Here is a 24815-nt window from a genome sequence, read left to right as displayed (position 1 = left end):
ATGGCGACGCGAAGCGGGCAGGGGCGACGAACCGTCACCGAGGTTTCCTCCCGTGTCCTCCGGGCGCTGGCCGAGGTGCTGACCGAGCTCGGCCAACACGGGCGGAACTCGCCGCAGGCAGCGCTGCGCGGTGTGGTGGCGTCGCTGCCTGTGCCGAGCACGGCCAGTCTGGTCGCGCCGCACTCGCGTTCCGCCGAGTTCGTCGCCTGCACCCACGAACAGGCGCATCGCCTCGATGCGGTTCAGTACGAGGTGGACGACGGTCCCAGCGTGCGGGCAGCGCACACCGGTGGACTCGTCGTGGCCGATACGACGCAGGTGCGCCTGCACTGGCCGCGCTTCGTGCGCAGTGCCCGTGAGGAGCGCGTGCACAGCTTCCTGTGCGCACCACTGACCGAGGACGGCCGTGTCGCGATCACCTTGAACCTGTACTGCGCGCGGGCACACGCCTTCGACGTCTTCGACGGGACCGGCGGTGGGAACGGTACGGCGCTGATCACCGCGGTCGTGCGCGCTCTCCGCGAGATCACCTCAAGAAGTGGAATCGAGGTCACGCAGGGCGGATTCGACCCGGCCGCTGGGGGTGGGCGTGACCAGATCGGTGTTCAGGACCCCGGAGAACCAGGCGATGGTCCTGCGCAGCCCTTCGGCGGCGCGGAACTCGGGGTACCACCCGAGCTCCCGACGGGCCAGCGTGATGTCGGGACACCGCCGCCGGGGGTCGTCGGTGACCCCGGCGACGTGGGAGATCGGTGAGCCCGAGCCCGCGAGGTCGCGGATCAGCTCCGCGAGCTGGAGCACTCGGAACTCGTCGGGATTGCCGAGGTTGACCGGGCCGGGGTGGTCCGTGTGCGCGAGCGCGAGCAGTCCACCGACGGTGTCGGCGACATAGCACAGCGACCGGGTCTGCTCCCCGGTGCCGGTCACCGTGAGCGCCTGTTCGTCCAGGGCCTGACGAACGAACGTCGGCACCATCCGACCGTCGTCGGCGCGCATGTGGGGCCCGTAGGAGTTGAAGATCCGCGCGATCCCCGCGTCGAGTCCGCGGTGCCGGTGGTACGCCGAGGTCAGCGCCTCCGCGTAGCGCTTGGCCTCGTCGTAGACCGAACGCGGACCGATCGGATTGACGTGGCCCCAGTAACTCTCCGACTGGGGGTGCTGTTGCGGATCCCCGTAGATCTCGCTGGTGGAGGCCAGCACGAACCGGGCCCGGCAGCGCAGCGCCAGCGCCAGCACCCGCATCGTGCCGAGCCCGCCGGCTTCGAGCGTCTCGACGGCGAGCCGTGCGTAGTCGAGGGGAGAGGCGGGCGAAGCCAGGTGCATCACGAGGTCGAAGTCACCGCCGATGTCGGGTAGTTCGGTGACGTCGCCGTGGACGAACTCGAAGAGGGCGTGCCCGCGCAGGGATGCGATGTTCTCGGGGGATCCGGTGCTCAGGTTGTCCACGCACACGACGGCCGTGCCCTCGGTGACCAGTTCCCGGCACAGGTGCGAGCCCAGAAAGCCCGCGCCACCGGTGACCACCGCACGGCGGAACCCATTGCTCACAACCCATGCACCACCCTCGGCGACGGCTCCACACCGTGCACTACCCGTTCCCGTGCCCGCGCCAAACCGCACGCGTATCCACCGCCGGGACGGGTACCCGTCGAAGGGGTACAGCGGTTTCGGACGGCAGGGGGTCATGACGGTGGAACGAAACGACAGGGTGACCGTGGTGGTCATGACGCACAACCGTCGTGAGGAGGTGCTGCGCACCCTCGAGCACATGACCACGCTCGCCGACGCCGCACCGGTCATCGTCGTCGACAACGGCTCCACGGACGGCACCGCCCGAGCCGTCGCCGAGCGCTTCCCCCAAGTACGCCTGCTGCCCAGCACGACCAATCTCGGGGCCGTGGCGCGCAACCTGGCCGTCGAGCACCTCGACACCGACTACGTCGCCTTCTGCGACGACGACATCCGGTGGCAGCCCGGAGCGCTGAGCAGGGCCGCGGAGCTGCTCGACCACCATCCTGACGTGGGGGCGGTGACGGCCCACTGCCTGGTGGAACCCGATCTCGCCGAGGACCCGCTGACCCCGGAACTGCGTGATTCGCCCGTTCCCGGCCCGGCCTGGCTGCCCGGCCCCGCCGTCATCGGTGGCCTGGCCGGGACCACGATGTTCCGCACCGCACCGTTTCGCCGGGTCGGTGGTTTCTCGTCCCGGCTGTGGTTCGGCGGTGAGGAGGAACTGCTGGCGGTGGACCTCGCCACCGCGGGATGGTGGATGTGCTACGCCGAGGACGTGATCGTCCACCACGGCCCTTCCGGGGATCGGCAGTCCCACGCGCGGCGCCGGCTCGGTCTGCGCAACACGCTGTGGACGACCTGGTTGCGAAGGCCGATCCGCAGCGCGTTGCGCCGTAGTGCGACCGTCCTCTCCCAGGCGCCCAGGGACCGCGCGACGGCGGCGGCGCTCGCCGAGGCGGCGGGGGGACTGCCGTGGGTGCTGCGAGAGCGGCGGGTCGTGCCCGCACGGGTCGAGCACGCCCTGCGCCTGCTCGAAACGCCGCAAAGCCAATCGCGAGCACGCCGCTACGTCGGGTGAGTCCCGTTCACCGGTGGCCGGTGCCCGACTGCTGCGTACCCGCGGGTATCTCCTGCGTGAGCTGCTGCGCTTCGTCCGCGAGGTCCCGGGGTTCGTCGGTGGTCACTTCCGCGGGGGCCCAGCGACTTCCCTCCTTGAGCACCCAGCGCGGTTCGCATGTCGAATGCGGTTGCTCCTCGGCGGGGGAGTCGGCAGCGGACTCGGCGGGGGCTTCGGTGTGGTCCTGCTCCGTGGACAACCGAACCCACTTCTGCTCGGCGGGCAACCACCTGCGCTCGGGCATCCGTGCCAGGTACACCCACACCGCGACGGTCGCCATCCCGGTGACCAGACCCGCTGTTTGCAGGGCGTGCCCGGGACCGAACACCTCGGACAACCACCCCAGCACCGGTCCGCCCGCGGCGCCGGAGGCCGCGGTGACCATGCCCTTGGCCGAGAGCACGCGACCGCGCATGTCCTCGGCGGAGTCCAACTGCACCCGCGTGGTGATGGTGGTGTCGATGACCACGGCCCCGGCCGCGATCGGCAGCACCACGACGGCGAAGAACAACATGATGCTCGTGGAACCGCTGACCAGCTGCAGCACACTCGTGGCCAACGCCATGACCAGCAAAAGCCGCAGGGTGAGCTCGCGGCGGGACGCGGCCAGGAACCCGCCCAGGATCGTGCCGACAGCGAAGACCACCGACAGCACACCGTACCCGGCGGCGCCCGTGCCCAGCGGGCCGTTGCTCATCGCGGCCATGGTCACCTGGTAGTTGCGGCCCAGGCTGGAGAGCATGAAGCTCAGCAGGAACACCACGATCATCGACCGGTGACCGAGGACGTAGCGCAGGCCCGCCATCGCGCCCGCCCGTTCGGGTGGGCTGGTGGCCAGCTGGTACATCCGATTCGAGCGGATCCGCATGAGCGCGACCAGTACGCCGACGAAGCTCAACGAGTTGATCACGAACAGCCAGCCCTCTCCGGTGATGCCCACCAGAGCCCCGGCCATGCTCATGCCGAGGATCCTGCCGCCCGAGCTGATCACCGAGCCCAGGCTCAGCGCGTTGCCGAGCTCGTCGCGTGAGACGAGTTGGGAGGCGAAGCGGCCGAGGGCCGGGCCGTCGAACACGGTCACGGTGCCGGAGAGCAGCGCGATGCCGTATACGAGGGTGAGTGGAGCGTGAGTCCATGCCACCGCGGCCAGGGTCAGCGCCAGCATCGCGTGCAGCGTTTGGGTCACGACCAGCACGCGGCGCGCCCGCCAGCGGTCGGCGACGGCACCGGCCCACGACCCGAGCAGGATTCGTGGCAGTGCCTGGAACAGCAGTGACAGGCCGAGCAGACCGGCGGAACCGGTCATGGTCAGCACGAGCCAGTTCAATCCGAGGTTCTGCATCCACGCGCCGGAGACCGACACGAAGTCGGCCGTGGCCCAGCGCCGATAATTGGGATGCTTCAGCGCACGAAAAGTGGTCGCCAAACTGAGGCGGGCGATTGCGATCCTCCTGAACACATCGACATGCCGGAACGACCCACGGCTCTCGGCTTGCCGCGCCAGGAGGGCGTCTGTGGACTCAAACGCCGGAGTCGGGGTGGTCGTTGGTCCTCGCCATCGACAGGTCCACCCTGGGCGCCGCTATATCGATTCCGAAACCGAATGTGTTCGCCCTCTCAGGGATAAGGGCGTATTTCGCTCTGTCGAGCGCTTTCCGACCAAGGACTGAATACCCCGTGTAATTGAGTGCGTGAACAGGTTCACCGTGACCGACGGCGTTTCGAAAGTGACCATGCCGGGAATTCCGCGAGCGGCCCGCGGCGACTCACAGCCGACCGCAGCACGGGAAGGAGCGATCGCGATGGCGCAGGAGCAGGCACCACCGGGACAGCAACAGCAGCCGCCCGGCAGCACCGGGGAGATGACACCTCAACCGCACGACGAGATGCGGGGCTACGAGGGGCGTGGCCTGCTCGACGGCTCTCGTGCCCTCGTCGCCGGTGGTGACTCGGGCATCGGGCGTGCGGTCTCGGTGGCCTTCGCGAAGGAGGGCGCCGACGTCTCGGTGGTGTACTTCGGCTCTTCCGAGGACGACGACGCCGAGCACACCGCGAAGCTCGTGCGCCAGGAGGGACGCCGCTGCCAGCTGCACAAGGGCGACCTCGCCTCGGAGGAGTACTGCCACCGGGTCGTCGACGACGTGGTGGAGGGGCTGGGTGGCCTCGACGTGCTGGTCAACCACGCCGGCACCCAGGGAGTCGAGACCGACTTCACCCGGATCTCCACCGAGCAGTTCGACCGGACGTTCAAAATCAACGTCTACGGTGTTTTCTGGCTGATCCGCGCCGCCCTGCCCCACTTGTCGGCCGGTGACTCGATCGTCAACACCGGATCGGTCAACGGGCTCCGCGGCAACAAGTCGCTGATGGATTACGCGGCCAGCAAGAGCGCCGTGCACACGCTGACCAAGTCGCTGGCCCAGTCGTTGGCCCAGAGCGGAATCCGGGTCAACTGCGTGGCGCCGGGCCCGGTGTGGACGCCGCTGATCCCCTCGACGCTGCCCGAGGAGAAGGTCGAGGGATTCGGCACCCAGGCCCCGATGGGACGGATGGGGCATCCCGACGAGATCGCCCCGTCCTACGTGTTCTTCGCCTCCTCGCGCCTGTCGAGCTACTACACGGGAGAAGTCCTGGCGCCCACCGGCGGCGAAACCCACCCCGGCTGAGACGTACGGCGGCGCCATCCGGCAGGAGCCGGACGACGCCGCCGAAGTGCTCGTGGACCACGGGCTTGGACACGTCGGCGCGGTGGGCGATCTCCTCGATGGAGGCGCCGTCGAAGCCCTTCTCCGCGAACAGCGCCCGAGCGATATTCAGGGGCTGCTGGCGCCGTTCCTTTCCGGTGATCCGTCCCCGCGCCGTGCGGGCCGCGCCCGCGACGAGGGCGAGCCCGTCAGGAAGCGTGCTCGGTGGCCGTGATGCGGGCCAACCTCTTCTCGTTGGGCCAGCGCACCTTCCAGGCCCAGCCGAGCTTCTCGAACGCCCAGATCGTCCGGGCGGAGATGTCGAGCTGCCCGCGCAGGACGCCGTGTCGGGCGCAGGTCGGGTCGGCGTGGTGCGAGTTGTGCCAGGACTCGCCGAGGGACAGGATCGCCAGCGGCCAGAAGTTCGCCGCCTTGTCCCTGCTCTTGAACGGCCGCTCGCCGATCATGTGGCAGATCGAGTTCACCGACCAGGTGATGTGGTGCAGCACCGACACGCGCACCAGTCCGGCCCAGAAGAAGGCCGTCAGCGCGCCCCACCAGGACCAGGTGATCAGACCGCCGAGCGCGGCGGGAAGGGCGAAGCTCGCCAGCGTCCACACCGGGAACAGCCGGTTGACCAGGGACACCGCCGGATCCTTGATCAGGTCGGGGGCGAAGCGGTTCTCGTCGGTCGCGTCCCGCTGGAACATCCAGCCCATGTGCGAGTGCCAGAACCCCTTGGTGAGCGCGAGCACCGAGGTGCCGTACAGCCACGGCGAGTGCGGGTCGCCCTCGCGGTCGGCGTAGGCGTGGTGCCGCCGGTGGTTGGCGACCCAGAAGATCACCGGCCCCTGCACCGACATCATGCCGGTGATCGCCAGCGCGATCCTGACGCCGCGGTTGGCCTTGAAGGCTCTGTGGGTGAACAGCCGGTGGAAGCCCACCGTCACGCCGAGGGCGCTGATGAACCAGAAGGCCACCCCCAAGCCGATGTCCACCGGGCCGATTCCCCAGCCCCAGGCGAACGGGACCGCCGCGACCAGCGCGGCCATGGGGACGAGCAGGAACAGGTACACCAGGGCCATTCGCGCGACGGAAAAGGATCCGTCTGTCAGCGGCTTCGGCCCGGACTCGGCTCTGGGCGGTTCGGGGGCAACACGCTCGGTTGCTGCGGTCATGCTCACTACCTCAACTGGGTCGGGAGGTGGGAACGCTGATCAGCATCGGAGTCGTGCTGACCACGGACAACACCAGTTTACGGTACCGTAACCTACGCGAGCGTAAGTTTTTTTGCCCGCCAGAGTCGTCCCGGTGCCCGACACCCCCGCCATCGGCGATGTCTTCCGAGGTCGGATCCGTCGAAGAGGGGGCTGCGATGAGCACGACGTCCGGCGGCGCCCCGGAACCCGCCGGATCGCGGGGCGCCGCCGGCGTCCTCAGGCGAAGCGGTCGGTCTTGACGGCGTTCAGGAACGCCCGCCACTGGGTGCCGGTGGCGGTGAGATGTCCGGCCGAGCGGTCCTTGCTGTCGCGCACGGCCGCACCTCCCGCGATCCGCCCGACCTCGACGCAGTTCCCGTTCGGCTGGCTGTAGCGGGACTTCCTCCACTTGCCGGGTGTCATGTCGTGCACTCCGTCTCGTCAGCGATCTTCGCGATGAGTTCGGTTGTGGAAGCAGGGCTCATCGCAACCTCACGAATGCTATCCACGGCTTTCCGGTAGGCCTGTACGTCGTCGTTGTCCGGGACGAAGGCTCCTGAGCTGTAGTGCTCGAAGTGCACCACAGCGGGCGAGTCCGGGAACTCGTAGAGCACGAAAGGTCCGGCCAGGCCCGGGTGCCAACCTACGCGCGGTGGCACGCTCCGGATGGTCACGTTGTCCCGAGCCGACAGCTCAAGCAGGTACCGGAGTTGTTCACTCATCACCTGCGGCGTGCCGATTCTGTCGCGAAGCGCGTCCTCGCCGACCAACGCCAGAAAACACACGGGGTTTCGCTGGGTGATGACCTCGCGACGCCCGACGCGCAACATCACACGTGGTTCGACCTCCTGTGTGGACAGGCCGCTCGCCGTCGAAATCGCACGAGCGTAATCGGCTGTCTGCAGCAGTCCGGGGATGCCCATCGGGGACCACTCGACGATCGAGGAGGCCGAGCGCTCACATTCCACGGCTCCCGCGAGCTGCTGGGGTATTCCCGGCATGCCGACGGTGAGCCAGTTCGGCTCGCTCGCGTGGCGCGCGAGTTCGATCACCCGCTCCTTCTCCTCGCCTGTGATGTCGGCGGCTGTGAGCAGTGATGCGACGTCTTCCGAGGTCGGGATGCGTCGGCCGGTTTCCCAGTGGGACACCGTTCCGTGACTCATGCCCAGCTTTTTGCTCAGCTCGCGACCACTCAGTCCCGAACGCTCACGGATCGAACGAATGGCAGCCGAGAGCGCGCGGATCCTCGGTGTCATCCCGGTTGTGTCTACAGGCACGAGACACATCGTAGCCGCAGGGATAACCGGGGATGGTTAACCCGATCGTGGCATTGACGGAGTGTCTACTAGACAGCCAGACTGGCTGTAGTCAAGATCGTAGCTACAGCGGAGGTGCGAGGTGAGCGGGTACGAGGCGCGAGTGGCGCGGTTGATGCGGTTGGAGATCATCGCGCTGGTCAACGCCGTCGACGACTTCGAGGACGGCCGGTATTCGGCGGAGCAACGCGGTGTGCTGGCCGGTGGGTTGGAGACCCTGGCGACGGCGCTGCGCGAGCGGAACGTGCCGGTGGTCGAGTCCGAGCGGGTCGGGCCGCAGCGGGGCGAACCCGTCCGGCGTCCCGGGATCGTCGAAGGGGGTCGGCTGTCATGAGCATCCCGACCCACGTCGAAGCCGTCCTGACCGGCGAACTGCCCTGCCGGTGCGACGCCCTGCGTCTGGTCGTCGACCCCGCCGACACCGGCAGGCCCCAGCACATCGCGGTCCGGTAGAGCCGGTCCGGTGCCGATGCCCCGAACATTTCCGGTGCCGGTCCGTACGCCGCCGGGCGAGGTGCGTGCCCCCGAGTGCCTCGTCCGGCGGTAACCGTTCAAGCTGCTCGAAACGCGAACATCAGACGAGGCGGGCCAGGCGCCGTTCGAAGTCGTCCTCCTCGTTGGGCAGCCGCAGTCCGGGCGGCGCGAGGCTACCGGGGTTGCCGCCCCCGACGGCCTTGTCGAGAAAGTACCGGACCTCGCCCGCCGGAGGCAGCACATCGTGGCCGAGGTAGGACAGCGCGGTCGTGTCTCCCTCGGTGTCGAGTTGCACTCGGAGTCCCCACCCGTTGGCTTCGTCCCAGATCAGCAGTAGTGGAAGCTCCACGACGGTCGGTACTCGCGAAGTGAGCGTGAGGACCGCGATCGCGACGTCCTCGTCGGCCTCGTAATCGGCCGTCACCACCCTGTCGCCGAGATGCTCGACCACGGTTTCCACGTAGTGTCCCAATCCGTCCACGGCACGGTTTCCGGGATTCTTGTTCATGGATGTTCCTTTCGGCGAGCGGTTTCCGGATCACGTGGCGGGGCCTGGTCGGGAAGCGTCAGCACTTCGGCGATCACACCGGCTTCCTGGATCAGCACGTTGCAGTAGGCTTCGGCGTAGGCGCGGCGCACGAGCAGTGAGCGGGCTTTGGCCACCGGAGCGGACGCCGAGGGAAAATCGTGGGGGCTCAGGGAGATGGACACCAGTGCTCCCTGGTCGTCCCGAATGCTGCGCCCGGTGGAGTACAACCAGCTGGCCACGGGGGAGTCGGCGGGCTGCACCTGTACCCACACCTGGCCGGTCCGTCCCAGTTCCCACGCAGTGCAGCGCTGAGCCAGTTCCCGCGCGCTTTGCCGCCCGGCGCTTTCGGCGGCGATGACGAGATCCTCCCAGTCCTCGTGGGACAGCACGGAGTCGTTCGGGATTCCTCCCATCGCGTTCACCTCCGGACCCGAGCTTTTTCCGCCATCGGTATACCCGTGCCCACGTGTTTCAACCTTGCTCACTGCTCCGGTGCGGCGCGGGGGAAGCGAGTTCGATTGGTCTCGGAAATACTCGGGTACGCCGTGGGGAGAATGCGGAGATCGGTGCCATTCGAGCGGATCGGTCGAGCGGTCCGGAACTCGGGTGGCCGTGAGTCGACGGTGAGGGCAGTGATGGTCACGGGGAGGCTCGCGGTGGCCGCGTCGAGCCAGCGCACCGACGCCGACGGTGTCCGTGAACCGTGGGGCGACATGCACGCCTGGCGCGTGGGCGGGAACCAGACGTTGTGCGGACTGGCGCTGAGCCGTTCGCGGCTGAGCGGGTTCGCCCACGTGCTCTGGTCCGACGCCATGTGGATGGTGGAATCGGCATCGGAGCGGCCCCGTGAGGCTCGCCTGTGCCCGCGGTGCCGCGCTATCGCACGACGCGGGCATTCGAAGCGCCCGAACTGGCGGCGGCACCGGCCGCGTCCCTAGCCGAAACCCTCGTCAATATTTTTCACTGGCCTTGCGGAGAGCGGGCAGGATTTCCCGCTCGGCGGCGTCGAAAAAAGCGTCCTGGTACTGGTCCCCGCCGATTTGCACGAGTGCGATGTCGGTGTATCCGGCTTTCCAGAAAGCCGAGACGGCGGAGACCACGGCGTCGACGTCGTCTCCGCACGGGATGCTCGCGGCGATGTCGTCGTACCGGACGTACTGCGTGGCCGCGTCGAAGTTGACCGGTGCCGGCAGTTCGGCGTTGACCTTCCAGCCTCCGGCGAACCACCGGAACTGCTCGTGGGCACGCCTGATCGCGGCGTCCCTGTCGGTGTCCCAGCACACCGGTATCTGGCCGATCTTGCGCACGGCGCCTCCCGCCGTGGCCCAGGACCGGCACAGCTCCGCGCTCGGTTCCGTGCTGATCATGGCGTCGGCGCGCGGTGCGAAGCGCCGGACGGACTGGTCGCCGGAGACCGCGACAGCGATGTCGGGTCGCTGCCGCGGCAGGTCCCACAGCTTGGCGGAGTCGACGCGGTAATGGTCACCGACGTAGTCGACGTGGTCGCCACCGAACAGGGACTCGATGATGTCCACGGCCTCGGACAGCATCTCGTGGCGCACGTTGACCGGGGGCCAGCCGCGCCCGACCACGTGCTCGTTGAGGTTCTCGCCCGCGCCGAGGCCCAACGTGAACCGGTCCTCGGACAGTGCAGCCACGGTCACGGCCTTCTGCGCGACCACGGCGGGGTGGTAACGCATGATCGGGGCCGTCACGTAGGTCATCAGCTCCACGCGCTCGGTCGCCTGCGTGACGGCTCCGAGCACGCTCCAGGCGTAGGGCGAGTGCCCCTGCGGAGCCAGCCAGGGCGAGTAGTGATCGCTCATGACGGCGAAGTCGAATCCGGCCCGTTCCGCCAGTGGCGCGTGTCGTACCAGGGCACGCGGGCCGGACTGCTCGGTCATCAGGGTGTATCCGAAGCGGACCATGTCGCCAGCCTGCCAGACCGGCGGTTTCCGGTCGCGCCGAAGACGTGGGCCGCCACGAGCCGACAATCACGCGACCCGGCCGGAAGACCCCGCTCAGTCGTAGCCGCGGCACACGGAGCTTTCCTGCTCGTCTCCGTTCGGGCCGGTCTCGGCTCGGGTCGGGAAGCGGCACGGATGACCACGCTGCCGGGAAGGCTCCGAACCGGAGTCGTTCGTCTCGGTGCTCGCGTGGTGTTCGGGATCGGACTGGCGCATCGAACTCGCCTGCTTCCTCGTACGAAGGTGTTGACGTGAAAAACGAGGACGACCACCGGAGGGGACGGCGTTCGTCGCGTTCCGGCGTCCTCATGGCTGCCCCGTGGTTACCCGGGGCGGTGAATGTCAATCCCGCTCGCCGCGATGTATGGGGGTACCGCCCCGTGGGTAGCCCGGATAGCGGCATACCGGAGGGGAGATGATGGACGCAGGCGGCCGAAGCGAGAACCGGTCCCGACTCGTGCGCGCCGGCCTAGGTGCCTGGTCGATGCTCGGTGTCGTCGGTGTGGTGCTCGCCGCCTGGTGGCTGTGCACCCGCCTGTCCGTCGTGGTGGTGCCGGTGGTGCTGGCCCTGTTCGTCGCGGCGGCCCTGGCCCCGATCGTCGACCTGCTGTACCGACTTCGGACGCCCCGGCCGCTGGCGTCGCTGATCGCCGTGCTGGTCGCGCTGGCCGTGGTGGCCGTGGTGGTCTGGCTGGTGGTACCCGCCTTCCTCGCCAGGATCCCGGAACTGGGATCCGCACTGGCGAGATCGACGAAGCAGCTCGACGCCGCGCTGGCGCGGCAGACCTTCCTCGGCTCGAACGTCGACATCCGCGCCATCGTGCAGCAGGCGGCGTCCCAGTTCTTCGGGAAGGGCTCGATACCGGCCGCGCTCGGCACGGTGGTCTCCGTGCTGACGGCGATCGTCCTGATGCTCGTGGTGGTGCTGTTCTACCTGGCCGAGGGGCGTTGGCTGGCCGCGGCCCTGGTCGGCTGGCTTCCCGAGCACCGCCAGCGCGAGGTCTGGGACCTGGCGGTGCGGCTGTGGGAGATCGTCGGCCGCTACTTCCGAGCATTGCTGGTAGTGGCCCTGTTCGACGCGGTCTTCATCGGACTGGGGCTGATGCTGCTCAACGTGCCGTTGGCGCTGCCGCTGGCGGTGCTGGTCTACTTCGGCGCCTTCCTGCCTTATATCGGTGCCGTGGTCTCGGGCATGTTGGCGGTGCTGGTCGCACTGGCCGAACGGGGCCCGATCGTCGCGCTCCTGGTGCTGGGCGTGGTCCTGCTGGTCCAGCAGCTGGAGGGCAACGTCATCCAACCCGTGGTGATGGGCCGGATCGTGCGACTGCCCGCGTTCGTCGTGCTGCTGGTCATCGCCATCGGAGGAACGCTGCTGGGAGTGCTCGGAGCATTCCTCGCGGTGCCGGTCGCGGCGTGCGCGGAAGCACTGCTCAAGCATCTGAGCCGGCGCAGCGGCAACCACTACGACCCGCCGGGAACCGGATTCGCGACAGGGAGGTAGCGCATCTCATGGACTCTTCCAGTGGACTCCGGAACGATCCGGACTCCGACGGAGACCGCCGCCCGGCGCTGCACGCCCGTGCGGCCTACAGCAGCGGACTGGGAACCACCGTGCGCGAGAACGCCTCGGCGTACGGATTCTCCGTGGCCATCACGGGGTGCTTCGGTGTGACCAGCGGTGTTCACGGGTCGGCGGGAGCGTTGGAGGCCGTCCTGTTCGCCGTCGGCGCCTCGCTCGCCTTCGTGCTGGTCGAGGTGCTCGTATCCCGCCGTTTCGACCAGTCCGCCACCGATCCCACCGACGTGGTGCTGGTGAGCACCGCCGTCAACGTGGTCTCCATCGCCGTGGCCGTGGCCATCGGCGCGGGACTGGCGTTCGTTCCGGGCCTGTTCGCCTGGCCACTGTCGTCCCTGGGCACCACCGCCGGGTACCTGTTCGTCGGCGGGTTCGACGTGCTGGTGGCCCGTGCCATCGCACCACGGGGACGGCAGGCCGAGGAGTAGGAGCGAGCATGTGTGTCTTTCATGTTCCGTGGGTGCGGAGGGAAGAGTGGTTTCCACCGCGCAGCGCGGAAGTGAGGGGTGGCACCGATGCCACAGCAGGCGTGGAACACCAAGCAGGAACGCCAGTACGAGCACATCAAGCACCAGAAGGAAGAGCGCGGCTCCGGCACCGGACGGGCCGAGGAGATCGCCGCCCGCACCGTCAACAAGAACCGTGCTCAGCAGGGGAGCGCGCAGCAGCGCAGTGAGACCGCCACCGAGGACATCTCCCCGCAACGCCGTGGCGGTATCCGCTCCGGAAACCGCCACGGCCCCGGTGGGCGTACGAAGGAGCAGCTTTACGCCGACGCGCGCCGCGCGGACATCCGGGGGCGTTCGAAGATGTCCAAGTCCCAGTTGGAACAGGCCCTCCAGCGGCGGTGATCCGAGAGGGCCGTCGAAGGCCGCGATTCAGCCGACGGAGCGCTCCTCTCGCACGTTCCCGTCGGTGCCGTGCACGAGCAGGGGTCCGCCGCCCTGATCCAACAGGGCCCGGCGGGCCCGCTCGACCGCTTCGCCCTGGGTCGTGGCGTGCGACTCCACCGAGTCGGAGTCCCGCGAGGTGGCCACGACCCATCCGCCGCGGTCACTGTCGTCGGGCCGGACATGTCGGGTGGGCACGATGTCTCCTCGGTCGCGAGCGGTGACGTTCTCAGGTCCCCTGCGCCACCTCGGCACTGACGGAGTCGGGCCCGTCGTAGGTGCGATCCGGCAGAGTGCGGAGTGCCCGGAGCACTTCCTCGTCGGCTCCGGCCTGCTCGGCGTTCTGGACCAGCTGCTCCTTGCCCGCCGGATAATCGACGATGCCGGTCAGGAACTCCTGGACGGCCAGGGGATTGGGTTGCTGCGTCATCACGGGCCTCCCATACTCTGCGTCCCACTCCTCAGGTACCCGTGCACGCGGAGATTAATCACCACTCGTTACCCGTTCGTGGCGAGTACTCGCCCGACGGGGCGGGTATGCCCATCACCGCGCAGGATCCACCGGATACGGGAGCCGTATGGACGAGGTCGTCGTCGATCTTCCGCAGGGACGCACCGTGGCCTGGCGCGTCCCGGGGGCCGAGCCGCCGATCGTGTGTCTGCACGGCGCCGGTGTCTCCAGCAGGGAGAACCTGCCGATGCTTCGCGAGTTCGCGGGAAGCAGGCAAGCCTGGTCGGTGGACCTGCCCGGCTTCGGCGCGAGCACCTCCCGCTCGGGTGTGCTCGGGACCGCCGAACTGGGCGAGTCCCTGGTGTGCTGGCTCGAGGCGACGGGACTGGCCCGGGTCCTGCTGCTGGGGTGTTCGTTCGGCTGCCAGCTCGCGACCCTGGTGGCTTCGCGGGTGCCCGACCGGGTGGCGGGACTCGTGCTCATGGGGCCGACGACGGACCCGGCGGCGCGCTCGTGGCCGGCGCATCTGGGCCGGTGGCTGCGCAACTCCGTTCACGAACCCCGACAACTCGACACGCTGGTACTGCGTGACTACCGCGACGCGGGGGCCCGCCGGGTCGTGATGACCTTCGCCGAGTGCTTCGACGACCGCGTCGAGGACCGACTCCCGCACGTCTCGGCTCCGACACTGGTGGTGCGGGGCGAGCGGGATGCCATGGTGCCGCGACCGTGGGCCGAGGAAGTGACCCGCCTGCTGCCACGGGGCCGGCTGGTCACCTGCGCCGGGCTGGGGCACATGGTTCCCTTCGCCGATCCCGCCGGCTTCGCCGCGCTCGTGGATCGCTTCGTCACCGAGGAGGTCTCGTGAAACCCGGTCGAGCGGTGGCCTCCTTCGATTCCGCCACCGGAATGCTGCGCTGCCTGGCGCGGTTCCTGTCCGGTAGGGACACGCCCCTGCTCGGTCAGTTTCCCGGCCCGCTCGAACCGGTGCTGACCACGGCGCTGGCGGGCGTCAACCACCTGCCGCGCCGACTGGCCGAGACCTGCTACACGACCAGCGGAGTCAGCGAGGCGGTACCGCGCCACCGGCTCGGTGAGCTGGATTCGGAGGAGCTGGCCTCGTGGGTCGTCGACCACTACCCGCGGCAGCGCTATCCGGTCATCTTCGTCGGCTCGTCCAACGGGGCCCTGGTACATCTGGCGGCGGCGCTGGGCGCACCCTGGCTACCGCAGACCCTGCTCGTGCCCGTGCGCCGCGGCGGTGTCGACCGCGACGACGCCGAGGGGGAGCTGCGTGCCGGACTGGACCCCGGGCAGGATCTGCTCGCGGCCAACCCCGACCTGCGACTGCACCACATGCACGATCCGAACCAGGACCGGTTGATGATCGCGGGCATGTCGTACTCCCGCGTCAAGTGGCATCGGCTGCCGCGGGCCTACGCCGAGTTCATCAGGAACCATCTCGAATCCGGCGGCGTACTGGTCACCGCGGAGTGCGAGCTGACGTGGCCGACCACCCGGGTGAACGACCGCCACGTCTTCCAGTTCGGCGCCCACGGAGGAGCCACCACCGAGGAGTACCACGGCGGCGGGCCACGGGTGGCCGCGCTGCTCAAGCACTACGGGGAGCGGCGACGCAGCTGGTCGCCACCAGCCCCGGACGGCTCCAGCGCCGAGGCGGAATGGGGATTCGACCCGGCACTGCTCGACGACCTCGGTGAGCTGTCACGCAGCCGAGGCAACCGGCTGTGGCGGCTCCGCTTCGATCACCCCGAACGACTGAGTCCGGCGGTGGCCGAGCTCTACCGCACGTGGTACTCCCGGAGAGGCATCGACGGCGGGCGCCTCGTGGGGGAGAGCTTCCTGCTGGTCGAGCCGTGGTGGACACTGCGCAGTGGCTCCGTGCCGTTCTGGTCGGCGTTCAACACGCGCGCCTCCCACGAAGCCCTGCGCGACTACCTCGACGAGGCCGCTCCCTACGACGAGATCCGGCTGATGCTGTTTCCGCACGGAGTCGACTCGATCGGCCTGGCCGGGGTCGACGAGTGGCGGGAGCTGGCGGGGCGGGCCCGCAAGGTCGGCACACTGCTCGGTGTCGACCCGCGGGCCTACCCGCGCGATTTCGCCGCGCTGGCCCGCTCCCACCGGGAATTCGCCCGTATCCGCGAGCGCTACCCCCAACCGCGCCCCATGCGGCTGGATGCCGCGGTCGAAGCGCTTCCCCGGAACTCCGGTTTGAGCTGGGAGGAGGCGTGATCACTCGCTCACGACGTGTTCGACCACGCGGAGCCTCCCGAAGGAATCCCTCGTTCAGCAGGAGGAGTCGGTGCGCTTGGGCACCGCCAGCCCGATCAGCGGGCGGGCCTTGAGCCCGGCGTAGGTACCGATGATCGCCATGACCGCCCAGAGCCAGCCGTGCAGGCTGAACGAGGCGATGCCCGCGAAGTAGGCCCCGATGTTGCAGCCGTAGGCGATCCGTGCGCCGTAGCCCATCAGGATCCCCCCGATGATCGCGCCGACCACGACCTTGCGCGGCACCCGGCGGTGCAGCACGAAAACTCCGCCTGCGGCTGCCGCGAGGAAAGCACCCAGGATGATCCCGAAGTCCATCACCGAGGTCCCGTGGGCGAGCACGGGACCCGCCAGCGTCGCGGCGTTGTCGGGACTGGACCAGTAGCCCCAGTCGGCCACGTCCACTCCGGCGGCCTGCGCGACCTTCGAACCCCAGAGCGTGAAGGCCGAGGTGATTCCCCAGGCCTTCCCCTTGACCACCAGGGTGAGTGCGTTGAGCACGGCCAGTCCGACGGCACCCACCCACAGGGGCCAGGAACCGCGCACCGCTCGGGCCAGGCCCGCTGCTGCCGGTGGGCGGGACAGGCGCGGCGGCTGCTTGCGCCGGGCGACGACGAGCGTGCCGGCCGCGATGAGCCCGAGCACCGCCAGGGTCGCGGCCAACGCACCGCCGTACCCCAGCGGTGTCCGTGCCAGCGAGATCTCCGGGCCGCTGGGCAGGGTGGAGGTCCAGAAGGCGAAGTGCCAGGCGCCCAGCACGGCGCCCACGATGAAGCCGACGAGCGTGAACACGATCGCGGTCTGCCCGCCACCCACGTTGTAGAGGGTCCCCGAGGCGCACGAGCCGCCGACCTGCATGCCGAGCCCGAACAGGAACGCGCCGACCACGACGCTGATGCTCACCGGGGAGACCGAACCCTCGGGCGTGGTCCCCAGCCCGAGCCCGGCCGAGAGAATGGGGGCGAACAGCGCGGCGGCGACCGCGAGCATGAGCATGTGCGCGCGCAGGGCCTTGCCCTGGCCCACGGCGACCAGCTGACGCCAGGCCGAGGTGAACCCGAACCGGGCGTGGAAGAGCACGAGGCCGAAGGCCAGCCCGATCGCGTACAGCACGGCCATGCGCCAACCCCCGACCGCGGCGGTCGCCACACCGAGCGCGACGGCGAGGACGCCACCGATGGTCAGGACCTTGCGCTGTGCCGGGGGAGAGGTTCCGGTGGTGTCGGTTTCGGTGGTGCTGGGTTCGGTGACCGCGACGGTTTCCGGATCGCGGAGGGACACGTGGCGACTCCTTGGTGTGGAGAACGGATACGGTACGCGGGAACGAGGGCGACTCAGTAGCCGTTGTCGACGCAGTGGAGCGCGTGGCCGAGCAGGCAAGTGCGGTACGGCGGTCGCCGAAGAGGAATAAACGACATTGCCGTGGACAACACACAGTGACCCCACTGTCTTCCACGACCCTCGCTTTTCTCGCATGTTGGGAACTGGAGTCACTCGCTGTGCTGGACAGCCGCGGTGAAGGCCTCGTAGGACTCGGTGTCGAAGAGCACGAACCGCACGTTCTCGACATTGGTGGGGGTGTCGCGGGCGCTGCGCACGGCGATCTCGGCGGCCTCGGCGAGGGGATAGCGGTAGACGCCGGTGGAGACGGCCGGAAACGCCACGGTCGACGCCCCGAGCGTGTCGGCGACCTTCAACGACTCCCGGAAGCACGCGGCCAACAGCTCGGAACGGTCCTCGGAGGGGGTGAAGGTGGGACCGACGGTGTGGATCACCCACCGGGCGGGGAGCTTGCCCGCGGTGGTGGCCACCGCCTGCCCGACACCGAGCCCGTCCGGGTACCGCGTGGAGCGCAGCTCGCGGCAGGCTTCGAGGATCTCCGGGCCGCCGCGCCGATGGATCGCCCCGTCCACGCCACCGCCGCCGAGCAGTGACGAGTTCGCGGCGTTGACCACGGCGTCGACTTCCTGCTCGGTGATGTCACCCCGCACCGCCGCAATCCGCATGCCCCTCAGTCTGGGGCAGCACCCCGGTCCGGGCCAGCGCGGACTCGGCCGACTCCGGACACCGGGTGGTCGGTGTGGACGGTCAGTCCGTGGCCTCGGCGTGGCGGGCCTTGAGCTGGAGGTAGTGCTGCGCATTGGCCGTGATGACGTCGCGCTCGTCCTGCGTCGTCTCCCGGCGCACCTTGCCCGGAACACCGGCCACCAGCGAGTTCGGCGGGATCTCCGCCCCTTCGAGGATCACCGCGCCCGCGGCGACGAGGGACCCCGAGCCGATCCGTGCTCCGTTGAGCACGGTCGCCGACATCCCGATGAGGACGTCGTCGTCGACGGTGCAGCCGTGCAGCACCGCCCGGTGTCCGACGGAAACACGGTCGCCGACGGTGGCGGGGACGCCGGGGTCGGCGTGGAGCACGCATCCGTCCTGGATGTTGCTGCCCCGTCCCACGGTGATCCTGTCACCGTCACCGCGCACCACCGAGCCGTACCAGATACTCGCCTCCGAGAGCAGGGTGACCGCGCCGACCAGGGTGGCCCCGGGAGCCACCCAGGCGTCCTCGGCCACCTGCGGGCCGGTGCCTTCGAGGCTGATCGTCCGCATCCGTCCTCCGTCCGTACGATGTGCCGGTTCCAACCTACACATCCCTACACATCGATGATCGACGGTATGCGATCTCCCGACCGATGCGGGTTCACGAGCCCGGATCGGCTCGGTGCCGTGGAAAGGAGCACGATGATCGACGACGATCACGCTCTCGCCGAGGAGCTCGCGGTCGAGGCGGGGCGGTGGCTGCCGGGGTGGACCGGGGCGTGACGATCACGGCGGCGCTGCACGACGGGCACCAACTCAACTGCCCGCAACCCTCGACCAAGGAGCGGGCGACGCGGCGCAAGCACGAACGCCGAGCCGCACGCGCACCGAAGGGCAGCCAGGCCAAGGGCGACGAGCACGCCAAGGTCGCGAAGCTCAAAGCGCGTGAGGCAAACGTACGGAAAGACTGGGTGGAGAAGACCAGCACCGAACTGGCCCGCTCGTACGATCTGATCAGGTTCGAGGACCTGCGCATCACGAACATGACCAGCTCCGCCAAAGGCACCGTCGACAACCCCGGGCGGAACGTGCGACAGAAAGCCGGGTTGAACCGGGGCATCCTCGCCCAAGGCTGGGGCATGTTGCGCAGCCGCACCGAAGACAAATCCCCCGGGTGGGTCGAAGACGTTCCCGCCCCGTACACCAGTCTGCGATGCAGCGACTGCGGATGGATCGACAAGAACTCGCGCAAGAGCCAAGCCGAGTTCGTCTGCGTGTCCTGCGGCTTCACCTGCAACGCGGACACCAACGCTGGAATCAATGTCGCGGCAGGACATGCCGCCCGTGCGTCGGGTGGCCCCGACCCTGCGGGGTCGTGTGCCGGAGGGACGACAACCCGCGAGGATCCGAGCGTCCGTGAACGAACAGCCGCCTGAACGGCGGGCTGGGATCACCGCCCTTCAGGGCGGTGAGGATGTCAAGAACTGCTGATGGCCGAGCTGGGAAGGCACCGTGGGAACGATCCCGTGCTCTCCGAGCACGGGATGGTGGGGTCGTCGCGGGACTCGGACGGTCGGGTGTGGCTCATGGACCCGCTCGACGGAACCCGTGAGTTCGGTGACCCCGCGCGCCGGGACTGGGCCGTGCACGTGGCCCTGGCCCACCGGGGACGTCCGGTGGTGGGCGCGGTGGCACTTCCCGCCGAGGACACCCGTCCTGAGCACTGCCGAGCCGCCACTCCGGGACGAGGCCGCCGCCAGCGGTGTCGTACGACTGGCGGTCAGCCGGAGGAGGCCTCCGAAGTTCGTCGAGGCGCTGGCCGCCGAGCTGGGCGCCGAGACGGTTCCCACGGGTTCGGCCGGAGCCAAGATCGCCGCGGTGATCCTCGGTGAGGTCGACGCCTACGTGCACGCCGGTGGCCAGTACGAGTGGGACTCGGCCGCGCCGGTGGCGGTCGCCCGAGCCGCCGGCCTGTACACGGCTCGAATCGACGGCAGCGAGCTCTTCTGCGATCGCGCCGACTCGTGGTTGCCGGACCTCGTGGTCTGTCGCGACGATCTCGGCGAACGGATGCGCGTCGCGCTGTCCCGATCGATTCCCGAGTCGGGGTCCTGACACCCGTCGAGCCGGCGCACGAGAGGAGACCACGATGTCGGACGTGGTCGGCGTCGGCTTCGACCGTACCGGCACCGCTTCGACGAAGGCCGCGCCGGAACACCTCGGGTCCGGAGGAGCGGGCTTTCCCCGACCGGTTCGTTCGCCACCGGCGACTGCCTCGCTGAGCGGGCGTGGAACCGGTGCGGGGCTCCGTCGAGAAGAGGTCTCGAGAAGAGTGTGCACCCGCACCGGTTGCTTCGAGATCGGTGACGTGCCCGGCCTCGGGGCGGACCGATCAGCCCTGGACGACTTTCCGCTGCACGAACCGCGTGCTTGACGCTCGATTCCTCGCGTCGAGGTCCTTCCATCGGGTCCTGCGGGTCGCGCGCGACATTCCGGCGGCGAGATCACGGGGCGCAAGCGCGGGGCCGGGACAGCTGAGGTCGGCCCCGTACGAGAGCCTCAGGCAGCCTGAGTCCCCTGGGGACGGCCGGAGGCCCTGCGAGTCTGGTTGCGCCGTTCGCGCTCGGTGGTGCCGCCGAAGATTCCGTACTGCAACCCGTTTTCCAGCGCATAGGACAAGCACTGCTGCTGTACCGGACACTGTGCGCACACGGCCTTTGCCTGTGCGACTTGCCGGGCTCCCGGGCCCATTTCGGACACGGGGAAAAACAGCTCGGGATCCTCGTCCCGGCATGCGGCTTGATCCAGCCAGCCGGTTCCTCCGCGTTCCATTCCGTGCTGTCTCCTCTCCTGATGGGCTCGTCCCACTGCTCATGTTCCTTCCCGGGCGGATAAGCCCGGAAACCGCTCTTGGCCAGGGTGCGACCCTGGCGTTTCCGCTCGGGTTTTTTGGGTCGTCCCCGTCAGACCCGTGATTGCGCAGCGACCGAAGTCCGCTGAAGCGCCCGGTCGACAGGGCCGCAACCAAACGGTCCTTCGTGACCGTACAGGTTCAACGCCGGAAACGATACAGTGTCCCTGACCACGTTCACGACCACCTTCGCGGGCGTGTTCCCGGCCAGGTTCCCGAAGGCTCCGTCCGTCATCGTACCCGCCCGCACCATTCCACCTCCGTGTCTCGAGTCACCTCCGCGGCGCGGTATTCGATTCGGTGGTTCTTCGTCGTGGCGGGCACTTCGCCGTTTTCGCTCGGGACAATTCCGGGAAATGGTCGTGCGCGGCGTGACACCCGGGCAGTCGGGTTCCTCTCCGTCGAACCCGGGATCACTACGTGGGGTGTCCGGTGAAGGACGTTTCGCGACTCGTCGATCCGGTTAACCGACAGGTTCGGGATCGTGAAGTGGTTGTCCGCGGATCGCGGCGGAGGTCATTCGGCGAGAAGAGGTGGTAATGATGCCGGAGCCCGGCAGCCACAAGGACGACATCAAGCGGACACGCCTGCGCAACGACTACGAAGGGGAAGGCGTCCCCGACGAGTACGCCGACGAGGCGGCCAATGATCGACTCCATCGGGACGATCCGCTGCCGCGGGAGCCGCGGACCGGGGAGCCCGCCGGGCGACGTCCTTCGGGAGAACCCGGGGCCAAGGGCGTGGAAAGGGACGCCGAGGGCGGTGGTACCCGGCTGCGCAGCAGCACGTTCAACGACCACACGCTGCTGCCCACGCGGTGCAGCAGGGACGGCGAGAACATCTCGCCGGAACTGGGGTGGGAGGCCGTGCCGGAGGGCACCAGGGAGCTCGCACTGCTGTGCGAGGACCCCGACGCCCCGAGCGGTGTCTTCGTGCGCTGGCTGATGTCCGGAATTCCGCCGGAGGTCACCGGGCTGAACGAGGGGGAGGTTCCGTCGGGGGTCACGCAGTCGCGCAACGGGTTCGGCGAACTCGGTTGGGGCGGGCCGCATCCACCTGCCGGGGACGAGGCGCACCGCTACTTCTTCCGCGTCTACGCCTCCGACCGGCCGCTGGGGCTCGGCGAGGACTCCACGCCCGAGGACCTGCGTCGGGCGCTTTCCGGCTCCGAACTGGCGCACGGCAACATCGTCGGGCTCTACGAGCGGTGAACCGCCGCTCCGTGGCCGAGCCACGGTCCGGCGGCCACGTGGGTGTTTCGTTCCTGCCGGTCGTTGCCGAGCCCGGTCGCCGAAGCGCCGCTGTTGCGGCCGGGCACGGTACGTGCTGTTGTCGATCGGAAAGCGTCGCACCCACCGAGCGTCAGGAGTTCCTGGAGCAGTGCGAAACGCCGACGGGTCGCCCTCCGGAGAACGAGGTTCCGCGGATCGTCGATTGCGGCTGTCCATCGGTCGGCATCCTCGTGACCTCGTTCGGTTGCTCGTGGCCGGTGGACTGCTCACGATCAGCGTCCTGTTGGCTCTGGTACCGGCGAACCCGGTCGAGGTGGCGATCTTTCACCAGCTGGGCAGAGTCCCCGAGGTTTCCGACCCGCTGTGGATCGCGCTGCCCTGGTTCGGGTCCTGGGTGGGCATCTCCGTGGTCACCGGGGTCGCCCTGTACGCCAAGTGGATTCGAGTGGGACTGCTCTGCGCGGCGGCGGGAGCCACCACGTGGGGAGTGTCCGAGGGGCTGACCCGCATCGTGGGTCCCCGTCCGGTGCCGTCCCAGCTGCGACTCGGTCCCCAGGTCGAGATCGCCTTCCCCGCCACGAACGTGGCCGTGGTGGCCGCGCTGGCGGTGGTGATCGCTCCTTATCTCGGCCGACGAGTACGCCACGTCGGCTGGGTGTTGACCGTGCTGGTGGCCGTGGCCGAGGTGCACCTGGGCAACCACCTGCCCTGGGGGGGCGTGGCCGGCGGGTTGCTCGGCTGGGGCGTGGGGACGCTGTTCCACCTCGTCTGGGGCGCTCCCGGGCACAAGGTTTCCGAGGAGGTCGTGCGCCACGAACTGGAATTGTCCGGATTCGCTCCGGTTTCGGTCGTGACGCTGAAATATCGGCTGCTTCAGCCGCGCCAGTTCGCCGTGGCCACCGATGACGGACAGACGTTTCGCCTGAAGGTGGTGCGCAGACTGCATCGGCGTGCCGGAATCCTGTACCAGGTGGGTCGACTGCTCGCGGTGCTCGACGTGCAGGAACAGCCGCGATTGTCCTCGGCCCATCACGAGGTCGAGCACGAAGCCTACGTCACGTTGCTCGCCGAACGGGCGGGAGTGCGTACCCCTCCGGTGGTGTTGGCCTGCGACGTCAAGCACGCTCCTCCGTTGTTGGTGCATCGCCAGGTCGAGGGGGAGCGGCTCTCCGAAGTGCCGGTCGCCGAACTCGACGACACGGTTCTGGAGGAAATCTGGAGGCAGCTGACCACGCTGGCCGAGGCGGGCATCGCCCATCACGACCTGCGGGTCAAAAACATCCTCATCGACGTCGAGTACCGGCCGTGGCTGCTCAATTTCACGCTCAGCCAGGTCGGCGCGTCGGCGCGACGTCTGGACCAGGACCTCGCCGAGTCCCTGGTGTCGCTGGCCTCGGTGGCCGGCATCGAACGCGCGGTGGACACCGCGCTGCGCGTGATACCGACCGAGCAGCTCGAAGCGGCGCTGGTCAACCTGCGCCCTCTGGCTTTGCCACGGCGCATCCTGGCCCAGCCCGCGGCGAACCGGTTCCTGCTCTCCGAACTGCGCGAAACCCTCGCCGATCGTCTCCAGTGCCCGATCCCGGGTTTTCGCTCCCCCGTGCGCCCGGTCACCGTCGTGGGGCTGCTGCTGACCGGCGCCGCCGTCTACCTGCTGCTGCCCGAGCTCTCGAACATGTCCGGGATACTGGTGGCGCTGCGGAACGCCAACTGGGGGTGGCTCGCGGCGGCGGTGATCGCCGGAGAACTGGCCATCCTGATGTCGTCGGTGTCCATGCTCGGCTCCAGTCGGGTCAGGCTGCCGTTCTGGCGCACGACCGCCGTGCAGGTGGCCGCCGCGTTCACGGGCCGCACCACGCCGGGCGGTGCCGGCTTCTTCGGAATCAACCTCATCTACATCGAACGGTTGGGGTTGCGCCGATCACTGGCCGTCGGGATCACCGTCCTCAACCAGGCGGCCACGGGGGCCGTGGCGTTCCTGCTCGGCATCGTCGGCGTCCTCGCCACCGGAATGAGCAGCGTTCCCGGCGGCTTGTCGATCCCGATCGGCTGGCCGATCGGGCTGGCGCTCGTCGGTGTCCTGGTGCTGCTCGGGGCCGTGCTCGCCTCCCCGCCCGGGCGTCGCAGAATCGTCCGGCCCGCCGTGGAAGTCGCCGGGGAGCTGTTCGAGACACTGCGCCATCCCGTCCGAGCCGTGCAGCTGTTCGGCGGGGCACTGGGCTACCAGGTGGCCTCGGCTCTCGGTCTCGCCGCCAGTCTGGCCGCGATCACCACCGACTTCTCGGTGTGGGCCGTGGTCACCGTCTTCGTCATCGGCAACACGCTCGGTCACCTCGTGCCCTCTCCAGGCGGCATCGGCGCGGTGGAGGCCGTTCTGGTGGCCGGTCTCGGCGCGGTGGGCGTCGCACCGACAGCGGCGGTCACGGCCGTGCTCACGTCCCGGCTGCTGACCTATTGGTTGCCGGTCCTTCCCGGGATCGCGATGTTCCGGTACCTCCAGCACCACGAGGTCATCTAGCTGTTCCGGGCCGGAGCCCCACCCCGGAACGAGGACGGCACTCTCGGCGACCACGGTTCGGGTACGGCGAGGCACCGTGGTGGGCACGTCTCCGGCAGAGCCGCTACGGGAGG

Annotated in this window: 30 protein-coding genes and 2 pseudogenes; 17 read left to right on the top strand and 15 right to left on the bottom strand. The window is 68.9% G+C overall.

The window, feature by feature from the left end; translation table 11 throughout:
- A pseudogene (locus FHX42_RS27780) lies at nt 1-444 on the top strand (GAF domain-containing protein); the annotation flags it as partial.
- A gap of 87 nt (nt 445-531) precedes the next feature.
- Here the strand turns inward: FHX42_RS27780 and FHX42_RS10580 are convergent.
- On the bottom strand, nt 532-1548 hold the full coding sequence (locus tag FHX42_RS10580) for an NAD-dependent epimerase/dehydratase family protein (RefSeq protein WP_328796032.1): 1017 nt from the start codon (nt 1546-1548) through the stop codon (nt 532-534).
- 136 nt (nt 1549-1684) lie between these two features.
- Between FHX42_RS10580 and FHX42_RS10575 the strand changes: the two genes are divergently transcribed.
- The gene (locus tag FHX42_RS10575; RefSeq protein WP_182544036.1) at nt 1685-2590 is read left to right on the top strand and encodes a glycosyltransferase family 2 protein; all 906 of its coding nucleotides are present in this window, start codon (nt 1685-1687) and stop codon (nt 2588-2590) included.
- 7 nt (nt 2591-2597) lie between these two features.
- Here FHX42_RS10575 and FHX42_RS10570 read toward each other — a convergent pair whose 3' ends face one another.
- The gene (locus FHX42_RS10570; RefSeq protein WP_220480113.1) at nt 2598-4055 is read right to left on the bottom strand and encodes an MFS transporter; all 1458 of its coding nucleotides are present in this window, start codon (nt 4053-4055) and stop codon (nt 2598-2600) included.
- A gap of 376 nt (nt 4056-4431) precedes the next feature.
- Between FHX42_RS10570 and FHX42_RS10565 the strand changes: the two genes are divergently transcribed.
- On the top strand, nt 4432-5295 hold the full coding sequence (locus FHX42_RS10565; RefSeq protein WP_182544035.1) for an SDR family oxidoreductase: 864 nt from the start codon (nt 4432-4434) through the stop codon (nt 5293-5295).
- 37 nt (nt 5296-5332) lie between these two features.
- On the opposite strand, the pseudogene FHX42_RS10560 reads toward FHX42_RS10565, so the two are convergent.
- The 4 genes and pseudogenes from FHX42_RS10560 to FHX42_RS10545 form a co-directional block, all read right to left on the bottom strand.
- Nucleotides 5333-5476: pseudogene (locus FHX42_RS10560) on the bottom strand (TetR/AcrR family transcriptional regulator); the annotation flags it as partial.
- A 46-nt stretch (nt 5477-5522) separates the two neighbouring features.
- Entirely contained in the window at nt 5523-6491 is a 969-nt protein-coding gene (locus FHX42_RS10555) for an acyl-CoA desaturase (protein WP_182544034.1), read from the bottom strand.
- Between the two features lie 258 nt (nt 6492-6749).
- Complete coding sequence (locus tag FHX42_RS10550) at nt 6750-6935, bottom strand: DUF397 domain-containing protein (protein WP_182544033.1); 186 nt, start codon at nt 6933-6935, stop codon at nt 6750-6752.
- Nucleotides 6932-7789: a helix-turn-helix domain-containing protein gene (locus FHX42_RS10545; protein ID WP_328796031.1), complete on the bottom strand. Its 858-nt coding sequence runs from the start codon at nt 7787-7789 to the stop codon at nt 6932-6934. The genes FHX42_RS10550 and FHX42_RS10545 overlap by 4 nt, the downstream gene beginning before the upstream one ends.
- Before the next feature lie 121 nt (nt 7790-7910).
- On the opposite strand from FHX42_RS10545, the gene FHX42_RS10540 reads away from it, so the two are divergent.
- Nucleotides 7911-8162, top strand: a complete 252-nt coding sequence (locus FHX42_RS10540; RefSeq protein ID WP_182544032.1) for a hypothetical protein — start codon at nt 7911-7913, stop codon at nt 8160-8162.
- Nucleotides 8159-8281 (top strand): hypothetical protein, encoded by a 123-nt coding sequence (locus tag FHX42_RS27055; protein WP_268898363.1) that lies wholly within the window; start codon nt 8159-8161, stop codon nt 8279-8281. Before FHX42_RS10540 ends, FHX42_RS27055 begins: the two co-directional genes overlap by 4 nt.
- A 121-nt stretch (nt 8282-8402) precedes the next feature.
- On the opposite strand, the gene FHX42_RS10535 is transcribed toward FHX42_RS27055, so the two are convergent.
- Together FHX42_RS10535 and FHX42_RS10530 are read right to left on the bottom strand one after the other, a co-directional pair.
- Nucleotides 8403-8810, bottom strand: coding sequence for a DUF6292 family protein (locus FHX42_RS10535; protein WP_235987168.1), 408 nt, complete (start codon nt 8808-8810; stop codon nt 8403-8405).
- On the bottom strand, nt 8807-9244 hold the full coding sequence (locus tag FHX42_RS10530; protein WP_182544031.1) for a hypothetical protein: 438 nt from the start codon (nt 9242-9244) through the stop codon (nt 8807-8809). Before FHX42_RS10530 ends, FHX42_RS10535 begins: the two co-directional genes overlap by 4 nt.
- A gap of 243 nt (nt 9245-9487) precedes the next feature.
- Between FHX42_RS10530 and FHX42_RS10525 the strand changes: the two genes are divergently transcribed.
- Nucleotides 9488-9769, top strand: a complete 282-nt coding sequence (locus tag FHX42_RS10525; protein WP_220480112.1) for a hypothetical protein — start codon at nt 9488-9490, stop codon at nt 9767-9769.
- A 12-nt stretch (nt 9770-9781) separates the two neighbouring features.
- Here FHX42_RS10525 and FHX42_RS10520 read toward each other — a convergent pair whose 3' ends face one another.
- On the bottom strand, nt 9782-10759 hold the full coding sequence (locus tag FHX42_RS10520; RefSeq protein ID WP_182544030.1) for a TIGR03557 family F420-dependent LLM class oxidoreductase: 978 nt from the start codon (nt 10757-10759) through the stop codon (nt 9782-9784).
- Between the two features lie 454 nt (nt 10760-11213).
- Here FHX42_RS10520 and FHX42_RS10515 point away from each other — a divergent pair, with 454 nt between their 5' ends.
- The 3 genes from FHX42_RS10515 to FHX42_RS10505 all read left to right on the top strand — a co-directional run bounded on the left by FHX42_RS10515 (nt 11214) and on the right by FHX42_RS10505 (nt 13225).
- Complete coding sequence (locus FHX42_RS10515; RefSeq protein WP_182544029.1) at nt 11214-12299, top strand: AI-2E family transporter; 1086 nt, start codon at nt 11214-11216, stop codon at nt 12297-12299.
- A gap of 8 nt (nt 12300-12307) precedes the next feature.
- Nucleotides 12308-12802, top strand: coding sequence for a hypothetical protein (locus FHX42_RS10510; protein ID WP_182544028.1), 495 nt, complete (start codon nt 12308-12310; stop codon nt 12800-12802).
- Between the two features lie 87 nt (nt 12803-12889).
- Nucleotides 12890-13225 (top strand): plasmid stabilization protein, encoded by a 336-nt coding sequence (locus FHX42_RS10505; protein ID WP_182544027.1) that lies wholly within the window; start codon nt 12890-12892, stop codon nt 13223-13225.
- A 27-nt stretch (nt 13226-13252) separates the two neighbouring features.
- On the opposite strand, the gene FHX42_RS10500 is transcribed toward FHX42_RS10505, so the two are convergent.
- Both FHX42_RS10500 and FHX42_RS10495 read right to left on the bottom strand, forming a co-directional pair.
- Entirely contained in the window at nt 13253-13462 is a 210-nt protein-coding gene (locus FHX42_RS10500) for a DUF2188 domain-containing protein (protein WP_182544026.1), read from the bottom strand.
- A gap of 31 nt (nt 13463-13493) precedes the next feature.
- Entirely contained in the window at nt 13494-13694 is a 201-nt protein-coding gene (locus FHX42_RS10495; protein ID WP_182544025.1) for a DUF2795 domain-containing protein, read from the bottom strand.
- A 148-nt stretch (nt 13695-13842) separates the two neighbouring features.
- Between FHX42_RS10495 and FHX42_RS10490 the strand changes: the two genes are divergently transcribed.
- Both FHX42_RS10490 and FHX42_RS10485 read left to right on the top strand, forming a co-directional pair.
- Entirely contained in the window at nt 13843-14583 is a 741-nt protein-coding gene (locus FHX42_RS10490) for an alpha/beta fold hydrolase (protein WP_182544024.1), read from the top strand.
- Entirely contained in the window at nt 14580-15971 is a 1392-nt protein-coding gene (locus FHX42_RS10485; protein WP_182544023.1) for a hypothetical protein, read from the top strand. Before FHX42_RS10490 ends, FHX42_RS10485 begins: the two co-directional genes overlap by 4 nt.
- 54 nt (nt 15972-16025) lie before the next feature.
- Here the strand turns inward: FHX42_RS10485 and FHX42_RS10480 are convergent, their stop codons facing one another.
- From FHX42_RS10480 to FHX42_RS10470, 3 genes are all read right to left on the bottom strand, one after another.
- On the bottom strand, nt 16026-17288 hold the full coding sequence (locus tag FHX42_RS10480; protein ID WP_328796030.1) for a YeeE/YedE family protein: 1263 nt from the start codon (nt 17286-17288) through the stop codon (nt 16026-16028).
- 209 nt (nt 17289-17497) lie between these two features.
- Nucleotides 17498-18013, bottom strand: a complete 516-nt coding sequence (locus tag FHX42_RS10475) for an O-acetyl-ADP-ribose deacetylase (RefSeq protein ID WP_182544022.1) — start codon at nt 18011-18013, stop codon at nt 17498-17500.
- An 82-nt stretch (nt 18014-18095) separates the two neighbouring features.
- Nucleotides 18096-18611 (bottom strand): gamma carbonic anhydrase family protein, encoded by a 516-nt coding sequence (locus FHX42_RS10470; RefSeq protein ID WP_182544021.1) that lies wholly within the window; start codon nt 18609-18611, stop codon nt 18096-18098.
- Nucleotides 18612-18677: 66 nt separating this feature from the next.
- Here FHX42_RS10470 and FHX42_RS10465 point away from each other — a divergent pair, with 66 nt between their 5' ends.
- From FHX42_RS10465 to FHX42_RS27045, 4 genes are read left to right on the top strand one after another with little or no spacing between them, the layout of a single operon-like run.
- On the top strand, nt 18678-18824 hold the full coding sequence (locus tag FHX42_RS10465) for a hypothetical protein (RefSeq protein WP_182544020.1): 147 nt from the start codon (nt 18678-18680) through the stop codon (nt 18822-18824).
- Complete coding sequence (locus tag FHX42_RS10460) at nt 18821-19477, top strand: RNA-guided endonuclease InsQ/TnpB family protein (RefSeq protein ID WP_328796029.1); 657 nt, start codon at nt 18821-18823, stop codon at nt 19475-19477. The genes FHX42_RS10465 and FHX42_RS10460 overlap by 4 nt, the downstream gene beginning before the upstream one ends.
- A 54-nt stretch (nt 19478-19531) precedes the next feature.
- Nucleotides 19532-19933 (top strand): inositol monophosphatase family protein, encoded by a 402-nt coding sequence (locus tag FHX42_RS27050; protein ID WP_268898362.1) that lies wholly within the window; start codon nt 19532-19534, stop codon nt 19931-19933.
- Nucleotides 19815-20156 (top strand): inositol monophosphatase family protein, encoded by a 342-nt coding sequence (locus FHX42_RS27045; protein WP_328796064.1) that lies wholly within the window; start codon nt 19815-19817, stop codon nt 20154-20156. The genes FHX42_RS27050 and FHX42_RS27045 overlap by 119 nt, the downstream gene beginning before the upstream one ends.
- Nucleotides 20157-20600: 444 nt before the next feature.
- Here FHX42_RS27045 and FHX42_RS10450 read toward each other — a convergent pair whose 3' ends face one another.
- Nucleotides 20601-20873, bottom strand: coding sequence for a WhiB family transcriptional regulator (locus tag FHX42_RS10450; RefSeq protein ID WP_182544019.1), 273 nt, complete (start codon nt 20871-20873; stop codon nt 20601-20603).
- A gap of 621 nt (nt 20874-21494) precedes the next feature.
- Here FHX42_RS10450 and FHX42_RS10445 point away from each other — a divergent pair.
- Entirely contained in the window at nt 21495-22163 is a 669-nt protein-coding gene (locus tag FHX42_RS10445; RefSeq protein WP_182544252.1) for a YbhB/YbcL family Raf kinase inhibitor-like protein, read from the top strand.
- Between the two features lie 223 nt (nt 22164-22386).
- Complete coding sequence (locus FHX42_RS10440; RefSeq protein ID WP_182544018.1) at nt 22387-24702, top strand: lysylphosphatidylglycerol synthase transmembrane domain-containing protein; 2316 nt, start codon at nt 22387-22389, stop codon at nt 24700-24702.
- Nucleotides 24703-24815: the final 113 nt, after the last annotated feature.

It is taken from the genome of Halosaccharopolyspora lacisalsi (assembly GCF_014137975.1).
GTDB classification, from domain to species: domain Bacteria; phylum Actinomycetota; class Actinomycetes; order Mycobacteriales; family Pseudonocardiaceae; genus Halosaccharopolyspora; species Halosaccharopolyspora lacisalsi.
This window is presented reverse-complemented; position numbering and strand designations above follow the sequence as displayed.

Bases quoted from the DNA above. Each gene is read 5' to 3' on its own strand.
- FHX42_RS10575 (WP_182544036.1), top strand. From the start codon at position 1,685: ATGACGGTGGAACGAAACGACAGGGTGACCGTGGTGGTCATGACGCAC.
- FHX42_RS10565 (WP_182544035.1), top strand. From the start codon at position 4,432: ATGGCGCAGGAGCAGGCACCACCGGGACAGCAACAGCAGCCGCCCGGC.
- FHX42_RS10555 (WP_182544034.1), bottom strand. From the start codon at position 6,491: ATGACCGCAGCAACCGAGCGTGTTGCCCCCGAACCGCCCAGAGCCGAG.
- FHX42_RS10550 (WP_182544033.1), bottom strand. From the start codon at position 6,935: ATGACACCCGGCAAGTGGAGGAAGTCCCGCTACAGCCAGCCGAACGGG.
- FHX42_RS27055 (WP_268898363.1), top strand. From the start codon at position 8,159: ATGAGCATCCCGACCCACGTCGAAGCCGTCCTGACCGGCGAACTGCCC.
- FHX42_RS10535 (WP_235987168.1), bottom strand. From the start codon at position 8,810: ATGAACAAGAATCCCGGAAACCGTGCCGTGGACGGATTGGGACACTAC.
- FHX42_RS10530 (WP_182544031.1), bottom strand. From the start codon at position 9,244: ATGGGAGGAATCCCGAACGACTCCGTGCTGTCCCACGAGGACTGGGAG.
- FHX42_RS10520 (WP_182544030.1), bottom strand. From the start codon at position 10,759: ATGGTCCGCTTCGGATACACCCTGATGACCGAGCAGTCCGGCCCGCGT.
- FHX42_RS10515 (WP_182544029.1), top strand. From the start codon at position 11,214: ATGATGGACGCAGGCGGCCGAAGCGAGAACCGGTCCCGACTCGTGCGC.
- FHX42_RS10510 (WP_182544028.1), top strand. From the start codon at position 12,308: ATGGACTCTTCCAGTGGACTCCGGAACGATCCGGACTCCGACGGAGAC.
- FHX42_RS10505 (WP_182544027.1), top strand. From the start codon at position 12,890: ATGCCACAGCAGGCGTGGAACACCAAGCAGGAACGCCAGTACGAGCAC.
- FHX42_RS10495 (WP_182544025.1), bottom strand. From the start codon at position 13,694: ATGACGCAGCAACCCAATCCCCTGGCCGTCCAGGAGTTCCTGACCGGC.
- FHX42_RS10490 (WP_182544024.1), top strand. From the start codon at position 13,843: ATGGACGAGGTCGTCGTCGATCTTCCGCAGGGACGCACCGTGGCCTGG.
- FHX42_RS10475 (WP_182544022.1), bottom strand. From the start codon at position 18,013: ATGCGGATTGCGGCGGTGCGGGGTGACATCACCGAGCAGGAAGTCGAC.
- FHX42_RS10470 (WP_182544021.1), bottom strand. From the start codon at position 18,611: ATGCGGACGATCAGCCTCGAAGGCACCGGCCCGCAGGTGGCCGAGGAC.
- FHX42_RS10465 (WP_182544020.1), top strand. From the start codon at position 18,678: ATGCGATCTCCCGACCGATGCGGGTTCACGAGCCCGGATCGGCTCGGT.
- FHX42_RS27050 (WP_268898362.1), top strand. From the start codon at position 19,532: ATGGCCGAGCTGGGAAGGCACCGTGGGAACGATCCCGTGCTCTCCGAG.
- FHX42_RS10450 (WP_182544019.1), bottom strand. From the start codon at position 20,873: ATGGAACGCGGAGGAACCGGCTGGCTGGATCAAGCCGCATGCCGGGAC.
- FHX42_RS10445 (WP_182544252.1), top strand. From the start codon at position 21,495: ATGCCGGAGCCCGGCAGCCACAAGGACGACATCAAGCGGACACGCCTG.